This window comes from Ruegeria sp. THAF57 (assembly GCF_903914075.1).
Classification (GTDB): Bacteria; Pseudomonadota; Alphaproteobacteria; order Rhodobacterales; family Rhodobacteraceae; genus Ruegeria.
In genome coordinates this window covers 196,981-212,705 of record NZ_CAIWNQ010000002.1, presented here as the reverse complement: position 1 = coordinate 212,705, position 15,725 = coordinate 196,981, and the positions used below count along the sequence as shown (strand labels likewise).

Sequence of the window (15,725 nt, the reverse complement as noted above, 5' to 3'; positions counted from 1 at the left end):
TGGATTTCAGGCATGAAAATAGGGCGATGCCTAATAATCCGGCTGAAAATAAAAAACAAACTCAGTGACTTTTTGCACCGACATCTCGCATGGGCGCAGCAAGGCACCGCTGTTTTTCGTGAGGTAAAGGTTCAGGCTGATATAGTCCGACCCACCTAATTGATGGGCGACAAGCTTATGGGATTTGCCCCCGGCCAGCTCGGTTCGGGTCAGGACATAGGGATTGCCTTTGAACCGACCCGTTGACGTTCCAGCGGGCAGGGCAAAAAATGCCTGTAGAAAGGGCTGTGTCGCGGTCAAGACTGCCCGATTTTGGGTTCTGTTCCGGCACGTATACGCGTAACATTTGCGCTGTGCCGCCAATAGACCAGCAAGGTCAGGATCGCTCCGAGAACGAATGTCGTGGTGTCCGTCAGGATCATGACCCAAATGGTCGAAAGCGCCGCCGCGGCAAGCGCGCCCAGCGACGAAATCCTCCAAATCGCAGCCGCCACCAACCATGTCAGGCAACACGCCACGCCAACGCGCCAGTCCAGGGCCAGCCAAATCCCGAGAAAGGTGGCAACCCCCTTGCCGCCCTTGAACCCCAGCCAGATTGGAAAACAGTGCCCGAGAAAGGCCGCCAGCGCCGCAACCTGAGCCGCATCTTCGCCGGCCATCGCTCGTGCGATCAGGACTGACACTGCACCCTTGGCCGCGTCTAACAGCAGCGTCAGGGCTGCTGCTGATTTGTTACCGGTGCGCAGCACATTCGTTGCACCGATGTTGCCAGACCCGATATTGCGCAAGTTGCCCAAGCCCATGACCTTGGCAATGATCATCCCGAACGGAATAGACCCGATCAGGTACCCAAACACAGCCCATAGCAGTAATTGGGTCATGGAACTGTCAAATGGCGGCATCAGGGTCTCCGGTAAACTTCTTGTCCCGCGACATAGGTTGCGGTGACCTTACCCTGCATCCGCTGGCCGTCAAACGGTGTGTTCTGCGACTTTGATCGCAAGCTGAACCGGTCCAGCACAAAGGGGACATCCGGGTCGAACAGAACCAGATCAGCAGGTGCGCCCTGTGCCAGACGGCCAGACTCCAGCCCCAGCCGTTTGGCCGGATTCAGGGACATGGCGCGGAACAGGGTCGGCAGGTCCAGTTGTTCGCTATGATACAGACGAAGCGCGGCGGGCAGCAGCGTTTCCAACGCCACCGCGCCGGATGCGGCTTCTTCAAACGGTAGGCGTTTGCTTTCTTCGTCCTGCGGGGTGTGCATTGAACTGATCGTGTCGATCAGTCCGGTCCGCACCGCCTCGATCACGGCCTGCCGGTCGTCCTCGGACCGCAGCGGCGGCTTGACCTTGAAGAAGGTGCGATAGTCGGCCACGTCCAGTTCATTCAGCGTCAGGTGGTGGATCGAAGTGCCTGCGGTGATATCCAGCCCGTTGCGCTTGGCGCGCTCCAGCGCGGGCAGGGCGCGGGCGGTGGTGATCTGGTCGGCGTGATAGGCGGCGCCGGTCATCTCAAGCAGGGCAATGTCGCGGTCCAGCCCCATCCGCTCGGCCATGGGGGAAACGGCGGGCAAGCCGCGCAGGGCGGCGAACTTGCCGCTGGTGACGGCAGCCCCGGCGCTGAGGCCCGGTTCCTGTGGATGGGCAATCACCAGCGCGCCGCAGGATTTCGCATAGGTCAGCGCGCGGGAAAACACCTTGGTATTGGCGATCACGTGGTCGCAATCGGTAAAGGCCACGGCACCCGCGTCTTGCAGGAACCCGATCTCGGTCATCTCGCGCCCCTCGCGCCCTTTGGTCAGGGCGGCCATAGGCATGACGTTCACCGGAGCATCTGCCTGTGCGCGGCGGGTGGCGAATTCCAGCGTTTCGGGTGTGTCTACGGCGGGCAGAGTGTCGGGTCGGGTGACGATTGTGGTCACGCCCCCCGCAGCGGCGGCCAGACCTGCGGATCTATAGCTTTCCTTGTGCCGCTCGCCCGGCTCGCAAACCTTGACGCCGATATCGACGATGCCGGGGGCAAGGCAATGCCCTCCACAGTCGATCGCCTGCGCGTCGGTGGATGGGGCCTCACCTTCGCCGCGCGTGACGATCCGGCCTTCGGCTATCCGTAGCCAACCGAGGCTGTCTGTCCCGGCCTCGGGGTCGATCAGGCGGGCGTTGGTGAAAAGCTGGTCGGTCATGTCTGGGCCTCTCGGGCTTTGGTCAGGGCTGCCATGGCGGCGTCAGGATCGGGCAGATACTCAAAAACAAGAAATCGCAGGTGGTAGAACACGATGTTGCGACCGTTTCGGTAGAATTTTAGGTTGCGATGAATGGGAAGTCGCCTGGATTTGAAAATCTCGCTTAGCCACCAGACGTTACGGCTTGTGACAACATACACGCGCCGGGTCCGGATCAATCGTTCCCACCATACGAAAAAAGCCAGAAAAATCGTGCAGCCGACCAACTTCCAGTAGTCCCGGACAGTTTCGGCAAACCAGGGGCTGGCAAGCCAACCCAATGTAAGGCAGGCGATCATAATTCTGTATCCCCACCCCAGCCGGGGTGGGAAATACCCTTGGTATGGCCGTCCTGACCAGATCACCTGTTCCTTTTCGGGAATTTGGCTACGCCACCAATCGTCATCCACAGCCGTCATCTGATAGCCCTTTCGATTGCGGCTTTGGTGGCGGCGGGGTCGGCCTGATACTTGATCAGGTGCTTGTCGCCGCCCTTGGTGACGATTTGCACGAAGCTGCCCATGACATTGACCGCCTCGATCTGGTTCAGGGGTACGTTGCGTGGGCCGGGGCCTGTTAGGGTGGTCTCGGACATCTTCCACGTGTTGCTGAGTTCTTCCGAGGCCAGATACCACGCACGGACACCAACTGCGGCAAGGCCCGCAGGCGCGCCGGTCCAGATGTAAGGATTCCCAACCAGCCAGAGCACGACCATTGCACCCGCCATAGCAAAGGCGGCCAGCCATGTGTTGGTGCGGATATAGGCGCTTTTGTCGGCGGTGAAGGTCACAGGATCAGCCAAAGGACACCCCCGATCAACAACAGGATCACAAGCCCCAAGACTGCGGACCCGACACGGCGCGGCGCGTCATTGGCCGAAGCTGCCTGCGGGGCCGAGAACGGCTTAGCGCTTTCGGATGCGATGATACCGCCGGACCAATTGGTTGCTTCTTCGGTATAAAGGCCGATGAGGTGCAGCCTTGGGTCGGGTTTCAGTTCGGCGGCGTTTCCACCGAAAGCTGCGCTGCGAACGGCCATGACCCAGCCGTCAACCGCCTCAAGATCTGCGCGGTTCAACTGATCTTCCGATACCCCGCACCCCTCGTTGAGATATCCATAAAGCCCTAGGTCTTGGAGGTCGGCGACAGGGAAAATGTCGATTTGATCGGGGTCCAGACCCGCAACCCCAAGAACCTGATCCGCAGCGCCCGGTTCGCGCAGGAACTTCGCCTCTTCCGGGCGCATGTCCAGCGTGAACAGGCGGATCACGCCGTGTTCTTGGGGGGCAACGGTCAGATCGCTCATGCGGCCTCACGCTGGTTGCGGGCAAGCAGCTCCATCGCGGCCATGCGAACGGCGACGCCCATCTCGACCTGCTCCTGAATGACCGAGCGGTTGATGTCGTCGGCCAGAGTGCCGTCGATTTCCACGCCGCGGTTCATCGGGCCGGGATGCATGACAATGGCGTCTGGCTTGGCCTGCGCCAGTTTCGCGGCGTCAAGCCCATAGCGGTGATAGTATTCGCGTTCCGAAGGGATGAAGCCGCCGTCCATCCGTTCCTTTTGAAGGCGCAGCATCATGACGACGTCCACGTCTTTCAGCCCCTCGTTCATGTCGTCATAGATTTCAGCACCGAAGTCAGCGAATTGACCGGGCACCAGAGTTGGCGGTCCGATCAGCCGGATGCGGTTTTCCATCTTGCCCAGCAGGATCAGGTTCGACCGGGCCACGCGCGAATGGGCCACGTCCCCGCAGATTGCAATGTTCAGCCGGTGCAAACGGCCCTTGGCGCGGCGGATGGTCAGCGCGTCTAACAAAGCCTGCGTGGGGTGTTCGTGCCGCCCGTCGCCTGCGTTCAGCACGGCGCAATTAACCTTTTGTGCCAGCAGATCGACCGCGCCGGAATGGGGGTGCCGCACCACCAGAAGATCGGGGTGCATCGCGTTCAGGGTCATTGCCGTATCGATCAGCGTTTCGCCCTTTTTGATTGAGCTGGCCTGCATCGCCATGTTCATCACATCTGCGCCCAATCGCTTGCCCGCGATTTCAAAGCTGGCCTGTGTGCGGGTCGAATTTTCAAAGAACATGTTGATCTGGGTCAGCCCCGAGAGCACGTCTGAACGCTTGGCTGGCTGACGATTCAGATCGACATATTTTTCGGCCAGATCAAGAATGGCGGTAATATCGGATTGCGACAGATGCTCGATGCCAAGAAGGTGACGATGGGCGAAACGCATGGGCGGGCTCCTGTCTGACAATCGAGCCGCTTATAAGAAGCTGCGAGAGGCAAGGCAACTAAGGATCGGACCCTTCGGGCAGTTTCTCGCACCCGCCGTCGGGCAGGCACTGTTCACCGGGTTTGCACCATTTGCCATAGCCGCAGTCCACCGCCTTGACCGGGACACAGCCCTGATTCTTGGAACACTTGAACCCGGGACGGCATTGCGACCCGGTTTTTTCGCAGAAAAACCAGCCCGGGCGCGAGCATCCACCGCCGGGCAGGCAAGCGGAGCCCGAATCGCAGGTCCGCCCGTCATCGCATTTTAAGGAAGGGAGCGGTTGAAGATCGGGTGTGGTCCGCTCGCACTCACCCCGCGTATTGCAAAAACTGCCGCCGGGACAGTCAAGGCGCGACCGGCACTTGTTTACCCCTCGTGGTGCGCATCTACCGCCTGCAACGCACCGCTCGAATGGGCCACATGTGCGCCCACCGCCGCAATAGGTGCCGCCCAGAGGAATGCAGTGGCCGTCGAAACTGCATCTTTGTCCGCCGGAACAGCAACGGGCACCGCATTTGAATTGACCGCCGGGGCACTGATTGTTCCGCTCATAGATGCCGCCCCGGTTCGGAAAGGTGTTCCTGTCGTACAGACCGCCCCGGTTTTGAAGCTGCGCAAAGCCCGGGTCGCCGAGGGGGATCAGCAACAGTGCAATGGCAAGGAATCGTAATAGGACCAACATGAATAAGACAATGCTGAGCGGGACGGGCCATCCGATCAAGTGCTATTCGCTTTCCCTCGGTCAAAAGGTGGTTAGATTGAGGGGTATGGAATCGGCTTTGGACTATCACACGGCGCGGGCTTTGCTGGAATGGCAGGTCGAACTGGGCGCAACAGAAGCGATCGGGGATGTTCCGGTGGATCGCTATACGCTGCCCGATACTGCGCCCAAGGCCAAAAAGCCCGCAGCAGCCCAAGCTGCGCCCGAAAAGCCGAAACAGGTGGATCCGGTTGCCGTGGCAAAGGCGGCAGCCGCAGGCGCAGGGTCGTTGGATCAGTTGCGCAACACGATGGATGCGTTCGAGCATTGTGATCTGAAACGCGGGGCGCGCCAATTGGTCTTTGCCGATGGCACACCGGGTGCGCGGGTGATGATCGTCGGCGAAGCGCCGGGCCGCGAAGAAGACCGGGCGGGCAAGCCCTTCTTGGGCAAAGCAGGTCAGTTGCTGGATCGGATGCTGGCCGCGATTGATCTGGACCGGTCCGAAAACGTCTATATCACCAATGTTCTTCCTTGGCGCCCGCCGCAAAACCGCGACCCGAACGCTCAGGAAATCGGTATGATGCAGCCGTTTCTGGAACGCCATGTGGCGCTGGCCAAACCGGATGTGCTGGTCGTCATGGGCAACATCAGTTGTCAGGCCGTGCTGGGTAAGCGCGGGATCACCCGGCTGCGCGGTAAGTGGGATCAGGGGTTTGACCTGCCGGTGACCCCGATGCTGCGGCCCGAAGACCTGCTGCGTCAGCCACAGTTGAAACGGCAGGCATGGGCAGATTTGCTAGAGCTGAAAGCCTGGCTGGAGGGTAAGTGATGCGAATTCTCGCGTTCTCAGACCTGCATATGGCACGCAACCGCGCGGCCGAGATCGCCGTGGCCAGCGCCGAGGCCGATCTGGTGATCGGCGCGGGTGATTACTGCAACATGCGACAGGGTCTGGATGAAGCTATGGCGATGCTGTCAGAGATTTCCGCCCCCCTTGTCCTGACCCCCGGAAACGCGGAAAGCGCCGGAGAGTTGATGGACGCCGCCCCCGAAGGTGTTCATGTTCTGCACGGATCGGGGATGACTGTGGATGGCCTGCGCCTGTTCGGCCTTGGGTACGGAGTTCCCCTCACGCCGTTTGGTGAGTGGTCCTGTGACTTGTCGGAATCGGAAGCCGCCGAGTTGCTGGAGCGTTGCGATGCCGCCGATATCCTGATCACGCATTCCCCGCCCAAAGGGTATGGCGATACGACGTCAATGGGCGATGCGGTAGGGTCGGTTGCCGTGCGCGATGCAATAGAGCGCCTGCAGCCGCAATACTCTTTGCACGGCCATATTCATGACAGTTGGGGCTATCGCGGTACCATCGGACGCACGCAGATCGCCAATCTTGGTCCTAAAGTGAACTGGTTCGAGGTGAGCTCATGATCGAAACGGTGACGTTGCTGGCATTCATCCCGGCGGCTATGGCGCTGAACTTCACGCCGGGGGCTGACATGATGTTCTGTTTCGGACAGGGGCTGCGGTCTGGAGCGAAACCTGCGCTGGTCGCCAGTGCGGGGGTGTCCGCGGGGCTGATGGTCCACGTATTGCTGGCGGGGCTTGGCTTGGGTGCTGCCGTATCGACCCTGCCTTGGTTGTTCGACGTGATCCGCTGGATGGGCGTCGCATATCTGATGTACCTGGCCTGGGGCGCGATCCGCTACGGGGCGGTTTCGGACGACAAGCCCGCCAAGCCAACACGATACGCATTTCGGGACGGGCTGGTTGTGAACCTGACCAATCCCAAGGTCATTTTGTTCGTGCTGGCCTTTATCCCGCAATTCGTGAACCCGGCCATCGGTCCGATCCTGCCGCAATTCCTGATCTTGGGCGTGATCATCGCGCTGGGCGGTTTCGTGGTGAATGGGCTGGTTGGAGTTTTCGCAGGCGGCGCAGGGCGGGTGCTGATCTCGAACCCGCGCGCCTCTCGTATCATGGGATGGGTGACGGGCGGTATTTTCACGGCCCTTGCCGTTCGACTAGCCATCATGGAAAGGGCCTGACGCTGAATGTCGCGCATTGAAGAAACCTTGGAATTCATCCCCATCCGGATCGCTGTTTTGACCGTATCGGACACACGCGCGCTTACGGATGACCGCTCGGGCCAGACACTTGTCGACAGGATCGAACGTGCTGGGCATACGGTCGCCGACCGAAAGATCATCCGGGATGAGCGCGCCGGTATCGCAGCGCAGCTGCGGAGTTGGGTCGCGGACCCCGAAATCGACGTCGTGATCTCGACTGGCGGCACCGGACTGACCGGGCGCGACGTAACAGTCGAGGCGCATCGTGACGTCTATGAAAAAGAGATCGACGCGTTTGGCACCGTTTTCACCATTGTCTCGATGGAAAAAATCGGAACTTCTGCGGTGCAGTCCCGCGCAACCGGCGGCGTAGCCGGGGGAACCTATTTGTTTGCGCTGCCCGGCAGTCCCGGCGCGTGCAAGGATGCGTGGGACGGCATTTTGGAAAAACAGTTCGATTACCGTCACCGGCCCTGCAATTTCGTGGAAATAATGCCCAGATTGGACGAACATCTGCGACGGAAGTAAACTGTTCACACGTTTAAGCGTTTAACGTGCTTTGTGGCTTGGCAATTTCGACGGCCCGGCTACCTTTTGCAAATGGCAGCCTGATGCAACCGGGGTAAAAGTGAATGCGATTTCTACGGCAGAGCCTTGTCGGTGTTTTTCTGGCGTTTCTGACGCTGGCTCTGCTGTTTGTGGCTGTTCAGATGATCTCGGGCGCTGTTCAGGATGTGCTGACGCGCGACGATGAGGCTCCGCAGGCGCGCGAGCGTGTGTTTGCCGTGTCCGTCCAGCCTGCCGAACTTACGACCGTCACCCCTTATCTGGAAGCTTTCGGTGAAGTGCAAAGCCGCAGGCGGCTGGAACTACGCGCCGCTTTAGGGGGGCGGGTGATTTCGCTGTCCGAGGACTTCGAAGATGGCGGTGTCGTGACCCAAGGCGAAATGCTGGTCGAACTTGACCCCGCCGATGCGCAATCTGCGCTGGATCGTGCAAAATCCGATCTTCTGGACGCTCAGTTCGAAGAACGCGATGCCGAGCGGTCTTTGTTGCTGGCGCAAGACGAGTTGAATTCGGCCGAGGCGCAGGCAGGTCTGCGCGGTCGTGCCCTGCAGCGTCAGAAAGACTTGCAGACGCGGGGTGTCGGAACCCCGGCCGCCGTGGAAGAGGCTGAACTGGCCGAGGCATCCGCCCAACAGTCGGTTCTGGCGCGGCGGATTGCACTGGCGCAGGCGGAATCGCGCGTGGATCAGGCGACCACCCTACTGGCGCGGGCGCGTATCGCGCTGGAGGCCGCCGAGCGAGATCTGGACGACATGACTGTAAGGGCGCGGTTTGGCGGCACGCTGACAGATGTGACGCTGGTCGAAGGGCGCTTGGTGTCCGCCAATGAAAAGCTGGCGGAACTGGTCGATCCGAATGCGCTGGAGGTGGCGTTCCGTGTATCGACTGCGCAATATGTACGCCTGCTGGATGCGCAGGGCGGGTTGATCAACGCGCCTGTCACAGTGTCGCTCGAGGTCACGGGCACCGACCTGATGGCGCAAGGGCGTATCAGCCGCGACAGCGGTTCGGCGGGCGAAGGGCAGACCGGGCGGTTGATCTATGCCCATCTGGACGATGCATCCGGGTTCAAGCCCGGCGATTTCGTGACGGTCACTGTCGAGGAACAACCGTTGGACAACGTCGTGCGCCTGCCCTCGTCCGTTCTGGATGCGGTCGGCACGGTTTTGGTGCTGGGCGAGGGGGACCGGCTTGAGGCGCTGCCCGTGCAGCTTGTTCGTCGTCAGGGGGATGAGGTCTTGTTGCGCGGTGAGGGTCTAGAAGGCCGCGAGGTTGTGGTCGGCAGAACGCCCCTGTTGGGGGCGGGTGTACGTGTGCGACCCCTGCGGGCTGAAGCCAATGCAGGCGCATTGGCCGATATGGTCGAGCTGACCGAAGAGCAACGCGCGCGGTTGGTGGCGCAGGTCGAAGCCAGTGATCGAATGCCGGATGCTGTGAAGGACCGCGTTCTGGGTCAGTTGCGCGAGGCGAAAGTGCCGGCGTCACTTGTGCGGCGTCTGGAAAACCGGGCAGGGGGGTAAGGCCCGATGATGCGCGACATCCCCGGTGCGGCAGGCGGCGTTCTCAGTTACTTTACCCGGCACAGGACGGTCGCCAATCTTTTGCTGCTTGTCATGCTTGTTCTGGGGGCAGCGGCCATCCCGAACATGCGAGCGCAGTTTTTTCCCGATGTCATTCTTGAGCGCGTCGATGTGAACGTCGCGTGGGACGGGGCCGGTCCCGAAGATGTGGATAATGGCATCGTTCAGCTTCTTGAACCTGCGCTGTTGGCGGTCGAGGGGGTGGCCAGTACCGAAACCACCTCGCGCGAGGGGCGGGCAAGTATTCGGATGGAGTTCGAGCCCAACTGGGACATGTCCCGCGCGGTCGAGGATGTCAGAACCGCCGTCGACGGTGTGACCAACCTGCCGGAAGACGCCGACGAGCCGACCATACGCCGCGGGGGGTGGCGCGACCGCGTCACGGATGTGGTGGTCACAGGCCCTGTCGCGCCTGATAATCTGGCCAAGTTCACTGATGAGTTGATTAACCGCCTGTTCGCCGTGGGTGTCACGCGGACGACGATCCGTGGCCTTGCGGCCCCTCGTATCGTGGTCGAAGTTCCGACAGCGCAGCTTATTGCAAATGATATCACCCTGTCCGAGATCGCCTCGGCTATCGCTGCCGAAGTAACGGCGAATCCGGCGGGTGACGTTACCGGAGCCAATGCGCGCATTCGGACCGGCACCGAAAAGCGGACGCCCGAGGAAATCGAAGGCATTCCACTCCGCAATTTCGAGGACGGCTCAAAACTTCTGATTGGCGATGTCGCCGTGATCCGGGTGGAGGGCGTCAACCGGAACCGCAGTTATTACGTGGGGGATAACCCGGCCATGTCCGTGCGGGTCGACCGCTCGAACCTCGGGGATGCCATTGAAATTCAGCATACCGTCGAAGATGTGGTCGCCGAAATGCAGGCTAGCCTGCCCGAAGGCGTGACCGTTGAGTTGATCCGCACACGGGCGCAGGCGATTACCAACCGTCTGGATATTCTGATCGACAACGGGCTTGTCGGGCTGGGGCTGGTTGTTTGCCTGTTGTTCCTGTTTCTGAACGCGCGCATCGCCTTTTGGGTTGCGGCCGGTATTCCAGTGGCCATGTCTGCGGCCATCGCCTTCATGTATATCGGCGGGCTTTCGATCAACATGGTCTCGTTGTTTGGCCTGATCATTACGCTGGGCATCGTTGTCGATGACGCGATTGTTGTTGGCGAACATGCGGATTTCCGGGCGCGAAGGCTGGGCGAGGCCCCCATGATCGCGGCTGAGCGCGCCGCGCGGCGCATGGCAATGCCTGTCTTTGCCGCGACCCTGACGACTGTGATCGCCTTTTTCGGGCTGACTGCCATTGGCGGGCGGTTCGGAGAGCTAATCCGCGATATCCCCTTTACCGTCATCGCGGTACTGATCGCCTCGCTGATCGAGTGTTTTCTGATCCTGCCCAACCACATGGCCCACGCAATCGCGCATTCGGCCAAAGAACACTGGTATGACTTGCCCAACCGGGTGGTCAATCGCGGGTTCCGCTGGGTGCGGGATACTTTGTTCCGGCCCTTGATCGCCTGGGCAATCTGGGCGCGGTATGTCGTCGTTGCGGTCATGGTGGTGTTCCTAGCCAGTCAGATCGCACTTTTCATTCGGGGCGACGTGAACTGGCGGTTCTTCAACGCGCCCGAGCGCGGCTCGATCACAGGCAACTTCATCATGGTCGAGGGCGCGACCCGTGACGATACACTGGCCATGATGCAGCAGGTTCAACACGCAGCCGAAGAACTGGGTGAGATTTACGAAGAACGCCATGGGCGCAATCCCATCGAATACGTGCTAGCCGAAGTGGGCGGCACAGCAGGGCGCGGTTTGTCGGCAGCGGATGGCAAGGATTCGGACCTGTTGGGCGGGATTTCCATTGAATTGATCGACGCCGATTTGCGCCCTTATTCAAGCTTTGAGTTTGTGGGCGAGCTACAGGACTTTGTTCCGCGCCATCCCAAGGTGGAAATTCTCAGCTTCCGGGGCTGGCGCTCGGGTCCGGGTGGTGATGCGATTGACGTTCAGCTTTATGGCGCGGACGTTAATACGCTTAAATCCGCGTCCGAGGATCTTCAGTCTGAGCTTTCGAAATACCCCGAAGTCTCGGCCCTTGAAGATAATCTGGCGTATGACAAGGAAGAGTTCATTCTGGATCTGACGGCGCAGGGGCAGGCGCTGGGTTTCCGGATCGAAACTTTGGGTCGGGTTCTGCGCGACAGGTTGAACGGGATTGAGGCCGCCACCTTCCCCGATGGCCCCCGAAGCGCCGAGATTCGCGTGGAACTTCCCGAGGGGGAGCTGACCGCCGATTTCCTTGAACGGACACTTATGCGCACGCCGGACGGCGTTTATGTGCCCTTGGCCGATATCGTGTCTGTGCAGCGAAAGTCCGGGTTCTCGACCGTGCGGCGTGAAAACGGCCTACGTGTGGTCTCGGTCTATGGTGACATTTCCGAGGATGACCCCGCCCGGGCCGCCGAAATCGCCCGCGCGATGCAGGAAGAGATTTTGCCTGGCATCGCCTCGGAGCGCCAGGTCGAATGGACTATGGCAGGCCTGAGCGAACAGGAGGATGAATTCCTGTCCGAGGCGAGGACTGGTCTGATTTTGTGCCTGACAGGGATTTACCTTGTTTTGGCCTGGGTCTTCGCCAGTTGGACGCGACCACTGGTCGTTATGGCGATCATTCCGTTTGGCTTGGTGGGAACGATCTGGGGGCACTACGTCTGGGACGTACCGCTGAGTATGTTCACCGTCGTAGGTTTGTTGGGGATGACCGGGATCATCATCAACGACTCGATTGTTCTGGTGACGACCATCGACGCTTACCGGCAAGAGCGTGGTCTTGTGCCTTCGATCATTGAAGGAACGGCAGACCGTTTGCGGCCTGTGATGCTGACGACGCTGACTACTGTTCTGGGGCTCACGCCGCTTTTGTATGAAGGATCGCAACAGGCGCAATTCCTCAAGCCGACGGTCATTACTCTGGTCTACGGGCTGGCCTTTGGCATGTTGCTGGTTCTGCTGCTGGTACCTGCGCTGCTTGCCATTCTGAATGACCTGTCGCGCCCGATGACTGCCATGCGCCGGGGGCTGAGGGCGCCGGATCGTGTCGTGCGCGGTGCCCTGACCGTGACGGGGCTGGTCATGTTGCTGTGGCTTGGTGTGACAATGGTTCTGCCCGCCGTGACGGGCACACCGTTTGGACCGCTGTCGGGACTTTATGCCGGTGAGGGTGGGCTAGCCGTATTGCAGATGGGGCTTGGCGCCTTTTTTGCCGGGGCGGTGCTGATCCTTCTGCTTTCCGTCACATTGTCCAGCCTGCTGTATGTACGTTTGAAAGGGCGGCCAGCCTAATCGCGGTTTAGCGCGGTTTCCAGCAAATCAGGCACTCGGTCGCTCATGGCCAGATCGCCGCGACGGATTTGATCCAAAGGAAACCAGCGCGCATCCTGCGCGTCGTCTGCGGCAATAGGGGTTCCTGAGCGGTATGCACAGGCGACGCCCACCAGCAGGTAATGCGACAGCACCGCGCCCTGCGCGTCCCGGCGAAGAAGGTCCAGGTTATCCAGATATCGCAAAGGTTCGGCAATAACCGAGGTTTCTTCGCGCAATTCCCGTTGCGCGGCCCGCAAAACGGTTTCGCCCCATTCCACGTGGCCGCCGGGAAAACCCCAAAGCCCCGCGTCGGGCTGTTTGCTGCGCTGGACCAACAGAACCTGTTCGTTATGGACGACGACGGCCAATGCGCCGATTTTAGGAGTTTGCGTCATGAAAGTCAGCCTGCGCTGCACCCCTGAATATCAACCGCGTGGCTCGCGCCCAAAACAGTAATCCGAATCTCGGATCGGTCCAGGGCAAAGGCACCGCCGGATTCGCTGATCACCTCAGACGTGGCAACCAGCGTGTCACCCTGGCGTTGCGTTTCCGGGGGCGAGGCCCATAGCATCGGATTGCCGGGTTCGATCACGGCGATCTCACGCCCTCCGGCCGAGGGCATGGTGACGCGGGCTTCGATCTGCATTCCGTCCGACGTGGGTGTCAGACGGCAACTGGTGTGCGCTACGCGCGCCTCTTTCGCGGAAAACGGGCGCTGCGCAAGCGCAGCGGCGATTGCGGGATTGCGACCCGCATCGGCACTTAGAGTGTGATCAAAGCCCAACTGCTCGGGGATGCACACATCCTTGCAGACGCCCAAATCCATTGTTCCCCGCAAGCGAACGGGTTTAGCGGCATTCTTCGGAGTGATTTCAACAGGAAGAACGAGTTGATCCTGATACCCGATGGATTTCAAACCGTTCTGATCGAAGACCGAGGGCGCGGGCCATGTAAAGGATATATCGCCCACATTGTCCGAGCCGCTCCAGTTAAACTGAGGAGGGATTCCGGCATCTCCGGGCGCGCGCCAGTACGTTTTCCAACCTTCCTGCAAAGTCACACGCATAGCCCCCAGATAGGTGCCCTGCGCGGTTCGGCCCCCATCCAGCACGTCCAGTTCGACCACCGACCCTGTGACCTGAGCCAAAGCTGGCCCGGACAACAAAAGGCTCAGGGTCAAAGCGACCGCAGGTAATGTCCCGTTTACTTTCATATCCAATACATGCGCGGAGTTGGGCCAGAATCCAAGTCACGTTCCGGTCACCAGAATGAAATCCGCGGAAATCTGCGTTGATCCCTTGCCAATCCAAGTCCCCCAAGGTCATTGTTGAAGGGTACTCAGCAAGAGATGGCATTTTATGGACCTGACCGGAAAACTGTTGATTGCCATGCCCGGCATGGGGGATCCGCGCTTTGATCATTCGGTGGTCTATATGTGCAGCCATGGGGAAGACGGTGCCATGGGGCTGATTGTGAACAAACCGTCGGACCTGCGGATCAAAGCCCTGCTTGAACAGCTAAATATCGCCTGCGAGATCCCGATCATAGGCGAGCGTCTGGTCCATTTCGGAGGTCCGGTCGAAATGTCCCGTGGATTTGTGCTGCACAGTTCGGACTACGACGCGAACCTGCATTCGATGAAAATCTCGGACGATTTCAGCATGACCGCCACTTTGGACGTACTTGAAGACCTTGCCTCGGGGAAGGGGCCTTTGAATTCCACGTTGGCGCTAGGCTATTCGGGCTGGGGGCCGGGGCAGCTTGAGGATGAGATCGCCCAAAATGGTTGGCTGACGACCGAGGCGTCGTCGCGGCTTGTGTTCGACGTTCCCGATGATGAGAAATGGGAAGCTGCGCTTGCAACGCTGGGTGTGGACCCTCTGACTTTGTCGGCCAGCGCCGGGCGCGCCTGATCAGCTATCGCGCGGGGCGGCTGCGCGGCGGAGCCGGTCATTGATAGCCACACCCAAACCGTGATCCGGGATCGGCGATACTGCAATGGGCCGGCCCGTGTCGTTAAGGCTGTGCAGCGCGGCAAACAGATTGGCCGCCGCCTCGGTCAGGTTTCCGTCTGGTGACAGATTCAGATCGCAATCGACCGACCCAAACCCCAGCAGAACTTCGTCGCCCTGCGTTTTGCAGGCGTTTATCCGAACAGGGGCATCCGGGGCGTAATGCGACTGCAATTGCCCCGGCGCGGATAACGGGTCCCCCGGCAGGTGGAGATGCAGTTGTGTGTTCAGAACAGATTCGATCTGTTCCAGCGCCACTCCACCAGGGCGGAGCAGAGCCGGAGGGCCAGCCAACCCGACGATGGTGGACTCCAACCCCACGCCACAGGGTCCGTCGTCCAGAATGGCGGCGATGCGACCGTCCAGCCCGGCCCGCACGTGATCGGCCGTGGTCGGGCTGATCTGACCCGAAGGGTTGGCCGAAGGCGCCGCAACCGGCCCGTCAAACGCACCCAGCAGCGCGCGTGCCGTGGTATGCGCCGGAACGCGCACGGCCAGCGTGTCCAACCCGGCGGTAACCAGAGAAGAGATGCCGTGGTCCGGGCGCAAGGGTAGCACCATTGTTAGTGGGCCGGGCCAAAAAGCTCGCGCCAGCTTTTCCGCCAGATCGGACCATTCAACAAAGCGTTGAGCGGCTTCGACAGACGCAACATGCGCGATCAGCGGGTTGAAACTGGGGCGCCCCTTGGCGGCGTAAATGCTGGCCACGGCCTCGCCATTTCGGGCATCTCCGCCGAGCCCGTAAACCGTTTCGGTCGGAAAGGCGACCAACAGCCCTTGCCGTAACAGGTCCGCGGCCTGCGCTATTCCGCTGGGGGTCGCGGTATATTCCCGTGTGCCGTTAGGACTCATTGGCGGTGACGCTGCGTTTTGATTGCGTGTAACATTGGTAAAGCTACGTAATCGTTCAAACCCAGATGCATATAGGTCG

General features: G+C 60.4%; 17 protein-coding genes. 8 read left to right on the top strand and 9 right to left on the bottom strand.

Annotated features, from left to right (window positions below):
• Positions 1 to 296: 296 nt before the first annotated feature.
• From plsY to RUESEDTHA_RS05045, 6 genes are read right to left on the bottom strand one after another with little or no spacing between them, the layout of a single operon-like run.
• The gene (gene plsY, locus RUESEDTHA_RS05070; protein WP_180884973.1) at positions 297 to 902 is read right to left on the bottom strand and encodes a glycerol-3-phosphate 1-O-acyltransferase PlsY; all 606 of its coding nucleotides are present in this window, start codon (positions 900 to 902) and stop codon (positions 297 to 299) included.
• On the bottom strand, positions 902 to 2,182 hold the full coding sequence (gene pyrC, locus RUESEDTHA_RS05065) for a dihydroorotase (protein WP_180884971.1): 1,281 nt from the start codon (positions 2,180 to 2,182) through the stop codon (positions 902 to 904). Before pyrC ends, plsY begins: the two co-directional genes overlap by 1 nt.
• On the bottom strand, positions 2,179 to 2,640 hold the full coding sequence (locus RUESEDTHA_RS05060) for a hypothetical protein (protein ID WP_180884969.1): 462 nt from the start codon (positions 2,638 to 2,640) through the stop codon (positions 2,179 to 2,181). Before RUESEDTHA_RS05060 ends, pyrC begins: the two co-directional genes overlap by 4 nt.
• A complete protein-coding gene (locus tag RUESEDTHA_RS05055; protein ID WP_255431623.1) occupies positions 2,637 to 3,023 on the bottom strand; it encodes a hypothetical protein in 387 nt (128 codons plus the stop codon). The genes RUESEDTHA_RS05060 and RUESEDTHA_RS05055 overlap by 4 nt, the downstream gene beginning before the upstream one ends.
• On the bottom strand, positions 3,008 to 3,526 hold the full coding sequence (locus tag RUESEDTHA_RS05050) for a hypothetical protein (RefSeq protein WP_180884968.1): 519 nt from the start codon (positions 3,524 to 3,526) through the stop codon (positions 3,008 to 3,010). The genes RUESEDTHA_RS05055 and RUESEDTHA_RS05050 overlap by 16 nt, the downstream gene beginning before the upstream one ends.
• Positions 3,523 to 4,458: an aspartate carbamoyltransferase catalytic subunit gene (locus RUESEDTHA_RS05045; RefSeq protein WP_180884966.1), complete on the bottom strand. Its 936-nt coding sequence runs from the start codon at positions 4,456 to 4,458 to the stop codon at positions 3,523 to 3,525. The genes RUESEDTHA_RS05050 and RUESEDTHA_RS05045 overlap by 4 nt, the downstream gene beginning before the upstream one ends.
• A gap of 505 nt (positions 4,459 to 4,963) precedes the next feature.
• On the opposite strand from RUESEDTHA_RS05045, the gene RUESEDTHA_RS05040 reads away from it, so the two are divergent.
• The 7 genes from RUESEDTHA_RS05040 to RUESEDTHA_RS05010 all read left to right on the top strand — a co-directional run bounded on the left by RUESEDTHA_RS05040 (position 4,964) and on the right by RUESEDTHA_RS05010 (position 12,761).
• Positions 4,964 to 5,170, top strand: coding sequence for a hypothetical protein (locus RUESEDTHA_RS05040; protein WP_180884964.1), 207 nt, complete (start codon positions 4,964 to 4,966; stop codon positions 5,168 to 5,170).
• 97 nt (positions 5,171 to 5,267) lie between these two features.
• Complete coding sequence (locus RUESEDTHA_RS05035) at positions 5,268 to 6,032, top strand: uracil-DNA glycosylase family protein (protein WP_180885915.1); 765 nt, start codon at positions 5,268 to 5,270, stop codon at positions 6,030 to 6,032.
• On the top strand, positions 6,032 to 6,631 hold the full coding sequence (locus RUESEDTHA_RS05030) for a metallophosphoesterase (RefSeq protein ID WP_180885913.1): 600 nt from the start codon (positions 6,032 to 6,034) through the stop codon (positions 6,629 to 6,631). Before RUESEDTHA_RS05035 ends, RUESEDTHA_RS05030 begins: the two co-directional genes overlap by 1 nt.
• Positions 6,628 to 7,248 (top strand): LysE family translocator, encoded by a 621-nt coding sequence (locus tag RUESEDTHA_RS05025; RefSeq protein WP_180884962.1) that lies wholly within the window; start codon positions 6,628 to 6,630, stop codon positions 7,246 to 7,248. Before RUESEDTHA_RS05030 ends, RUESEDTHA_RS05025 begins: the two co-directional genes overlap by 4 nt.
• Positions 7,249 to 7,254: 6 nt before the next feature.
• A complete protein-coding gene (moaB, locus tag RUESEDTHA_RS05020; protein WP_180884960.1) occupies positions 7,255 to 7,797 on the top strand; it encodes a molybdenum cofactor biosynthesis protein B in 543 nt (180 codons plus the stop codon).
• 104 nt (positions 7,798 to 7,901) lie between these two features.
• Positions 7,902 to 9,356, top strand: a complete 1,455-nt coding sequence (locus tag RUESEDTHA_RS05015; protein ID WP_180884958.1) for an efflux RND transporter periplasmic adaptor subunit — start codon at positions 7,902 to 7,904, stop codon at positions 9,354 to 9,356.
• Between the two features lie 6 nt (positions 9,357 to 9,362).
• A complete protein-coding gene (locus tag RUESEDTHA_RS05010) occupies positions 9,363 to 12,761 on the top strand; it encodes an efflux RND transporter permease subunit (protein WP_180884957.1) in 3,399 nt (1,132 codons plus the stop codon).
• On the opposite strand, the gene RUESEDTHA_RS05005 is transcribed toward RUESEDTHA_RS05010, so the two are convergent.
• Together RUESEDTHA_RS05005 and RUESEDTHA_RS05000 are read right to left on the bottom strand one after the other, a co-directional pair.
• On the bottom strand, positions 12,758 to 13,177 hold the full coding sequence (locus RUESEDTHA_RS05005; RefSeq protein WP_180884955.1) for an NUDIX hydrolase: 420 nt from the start codon (positions 13,175 to 13,177) through the stop codon (positions 12,758 to 12,760). The genes RUESEDTHA_RS05010 and RUESEDTHA_RS05005 overlap by 4 nt on opposite strands.
• A 5-nt stretch (positions 13,178 to 13,182) precedes the next feature.
• The gene (locus tag RUESEDTHA_RS05000; RefSeq protein WP_180884953.1) at positions 13,183 to 13,995 is read right to left on the bottom strand and encodes a protein-disulfide reductase DsbD domain-containing protein; all 813 of its coding nucleotides are present in this window, start codon (positions 13,993 to 13,995) and stop codon (positions 13,183 to 13,185) included.
• 145 nt (positions 13,996 to 14,140) lie between these two features.
• Here RUESEDTHA_RS05000 and RUESEDTHA_RS04995 point away from each other — a divergent pair, with 145 nt between their 5' ends.
• Positions 14,141 to 14,695: a YqgE/AlgH family protein gene (locus tag RUESEDTHA_RS04995; RefSeq protein ID WP_180884952.1), complete on the top strand. Its 555-nt coding sequence runs from the start codon at positions 14,141 to 14,143 to the stop codon at positions 14,693 to 14,695.
• Here the strand turns inward: RUESEDTHA_RS04995 and RUESEDTHA_RS04990 are convergent, their stop codons facing one another.
• On the bottom strand, positions 14,696 to 15,646 hold the full coding sequence (locus RUESEDTHA_RS04990) for an L-threonylcarbamoyladenylate synthase (protein WP_180884949.1): 951 nt from the start codon (positions 15,644 to 15,646) through the stop codon (positions 14,696 to 14,698).
• Between the last annotated feature and the right edge of the window lie 79 nt (positions 15,647 to 15,725).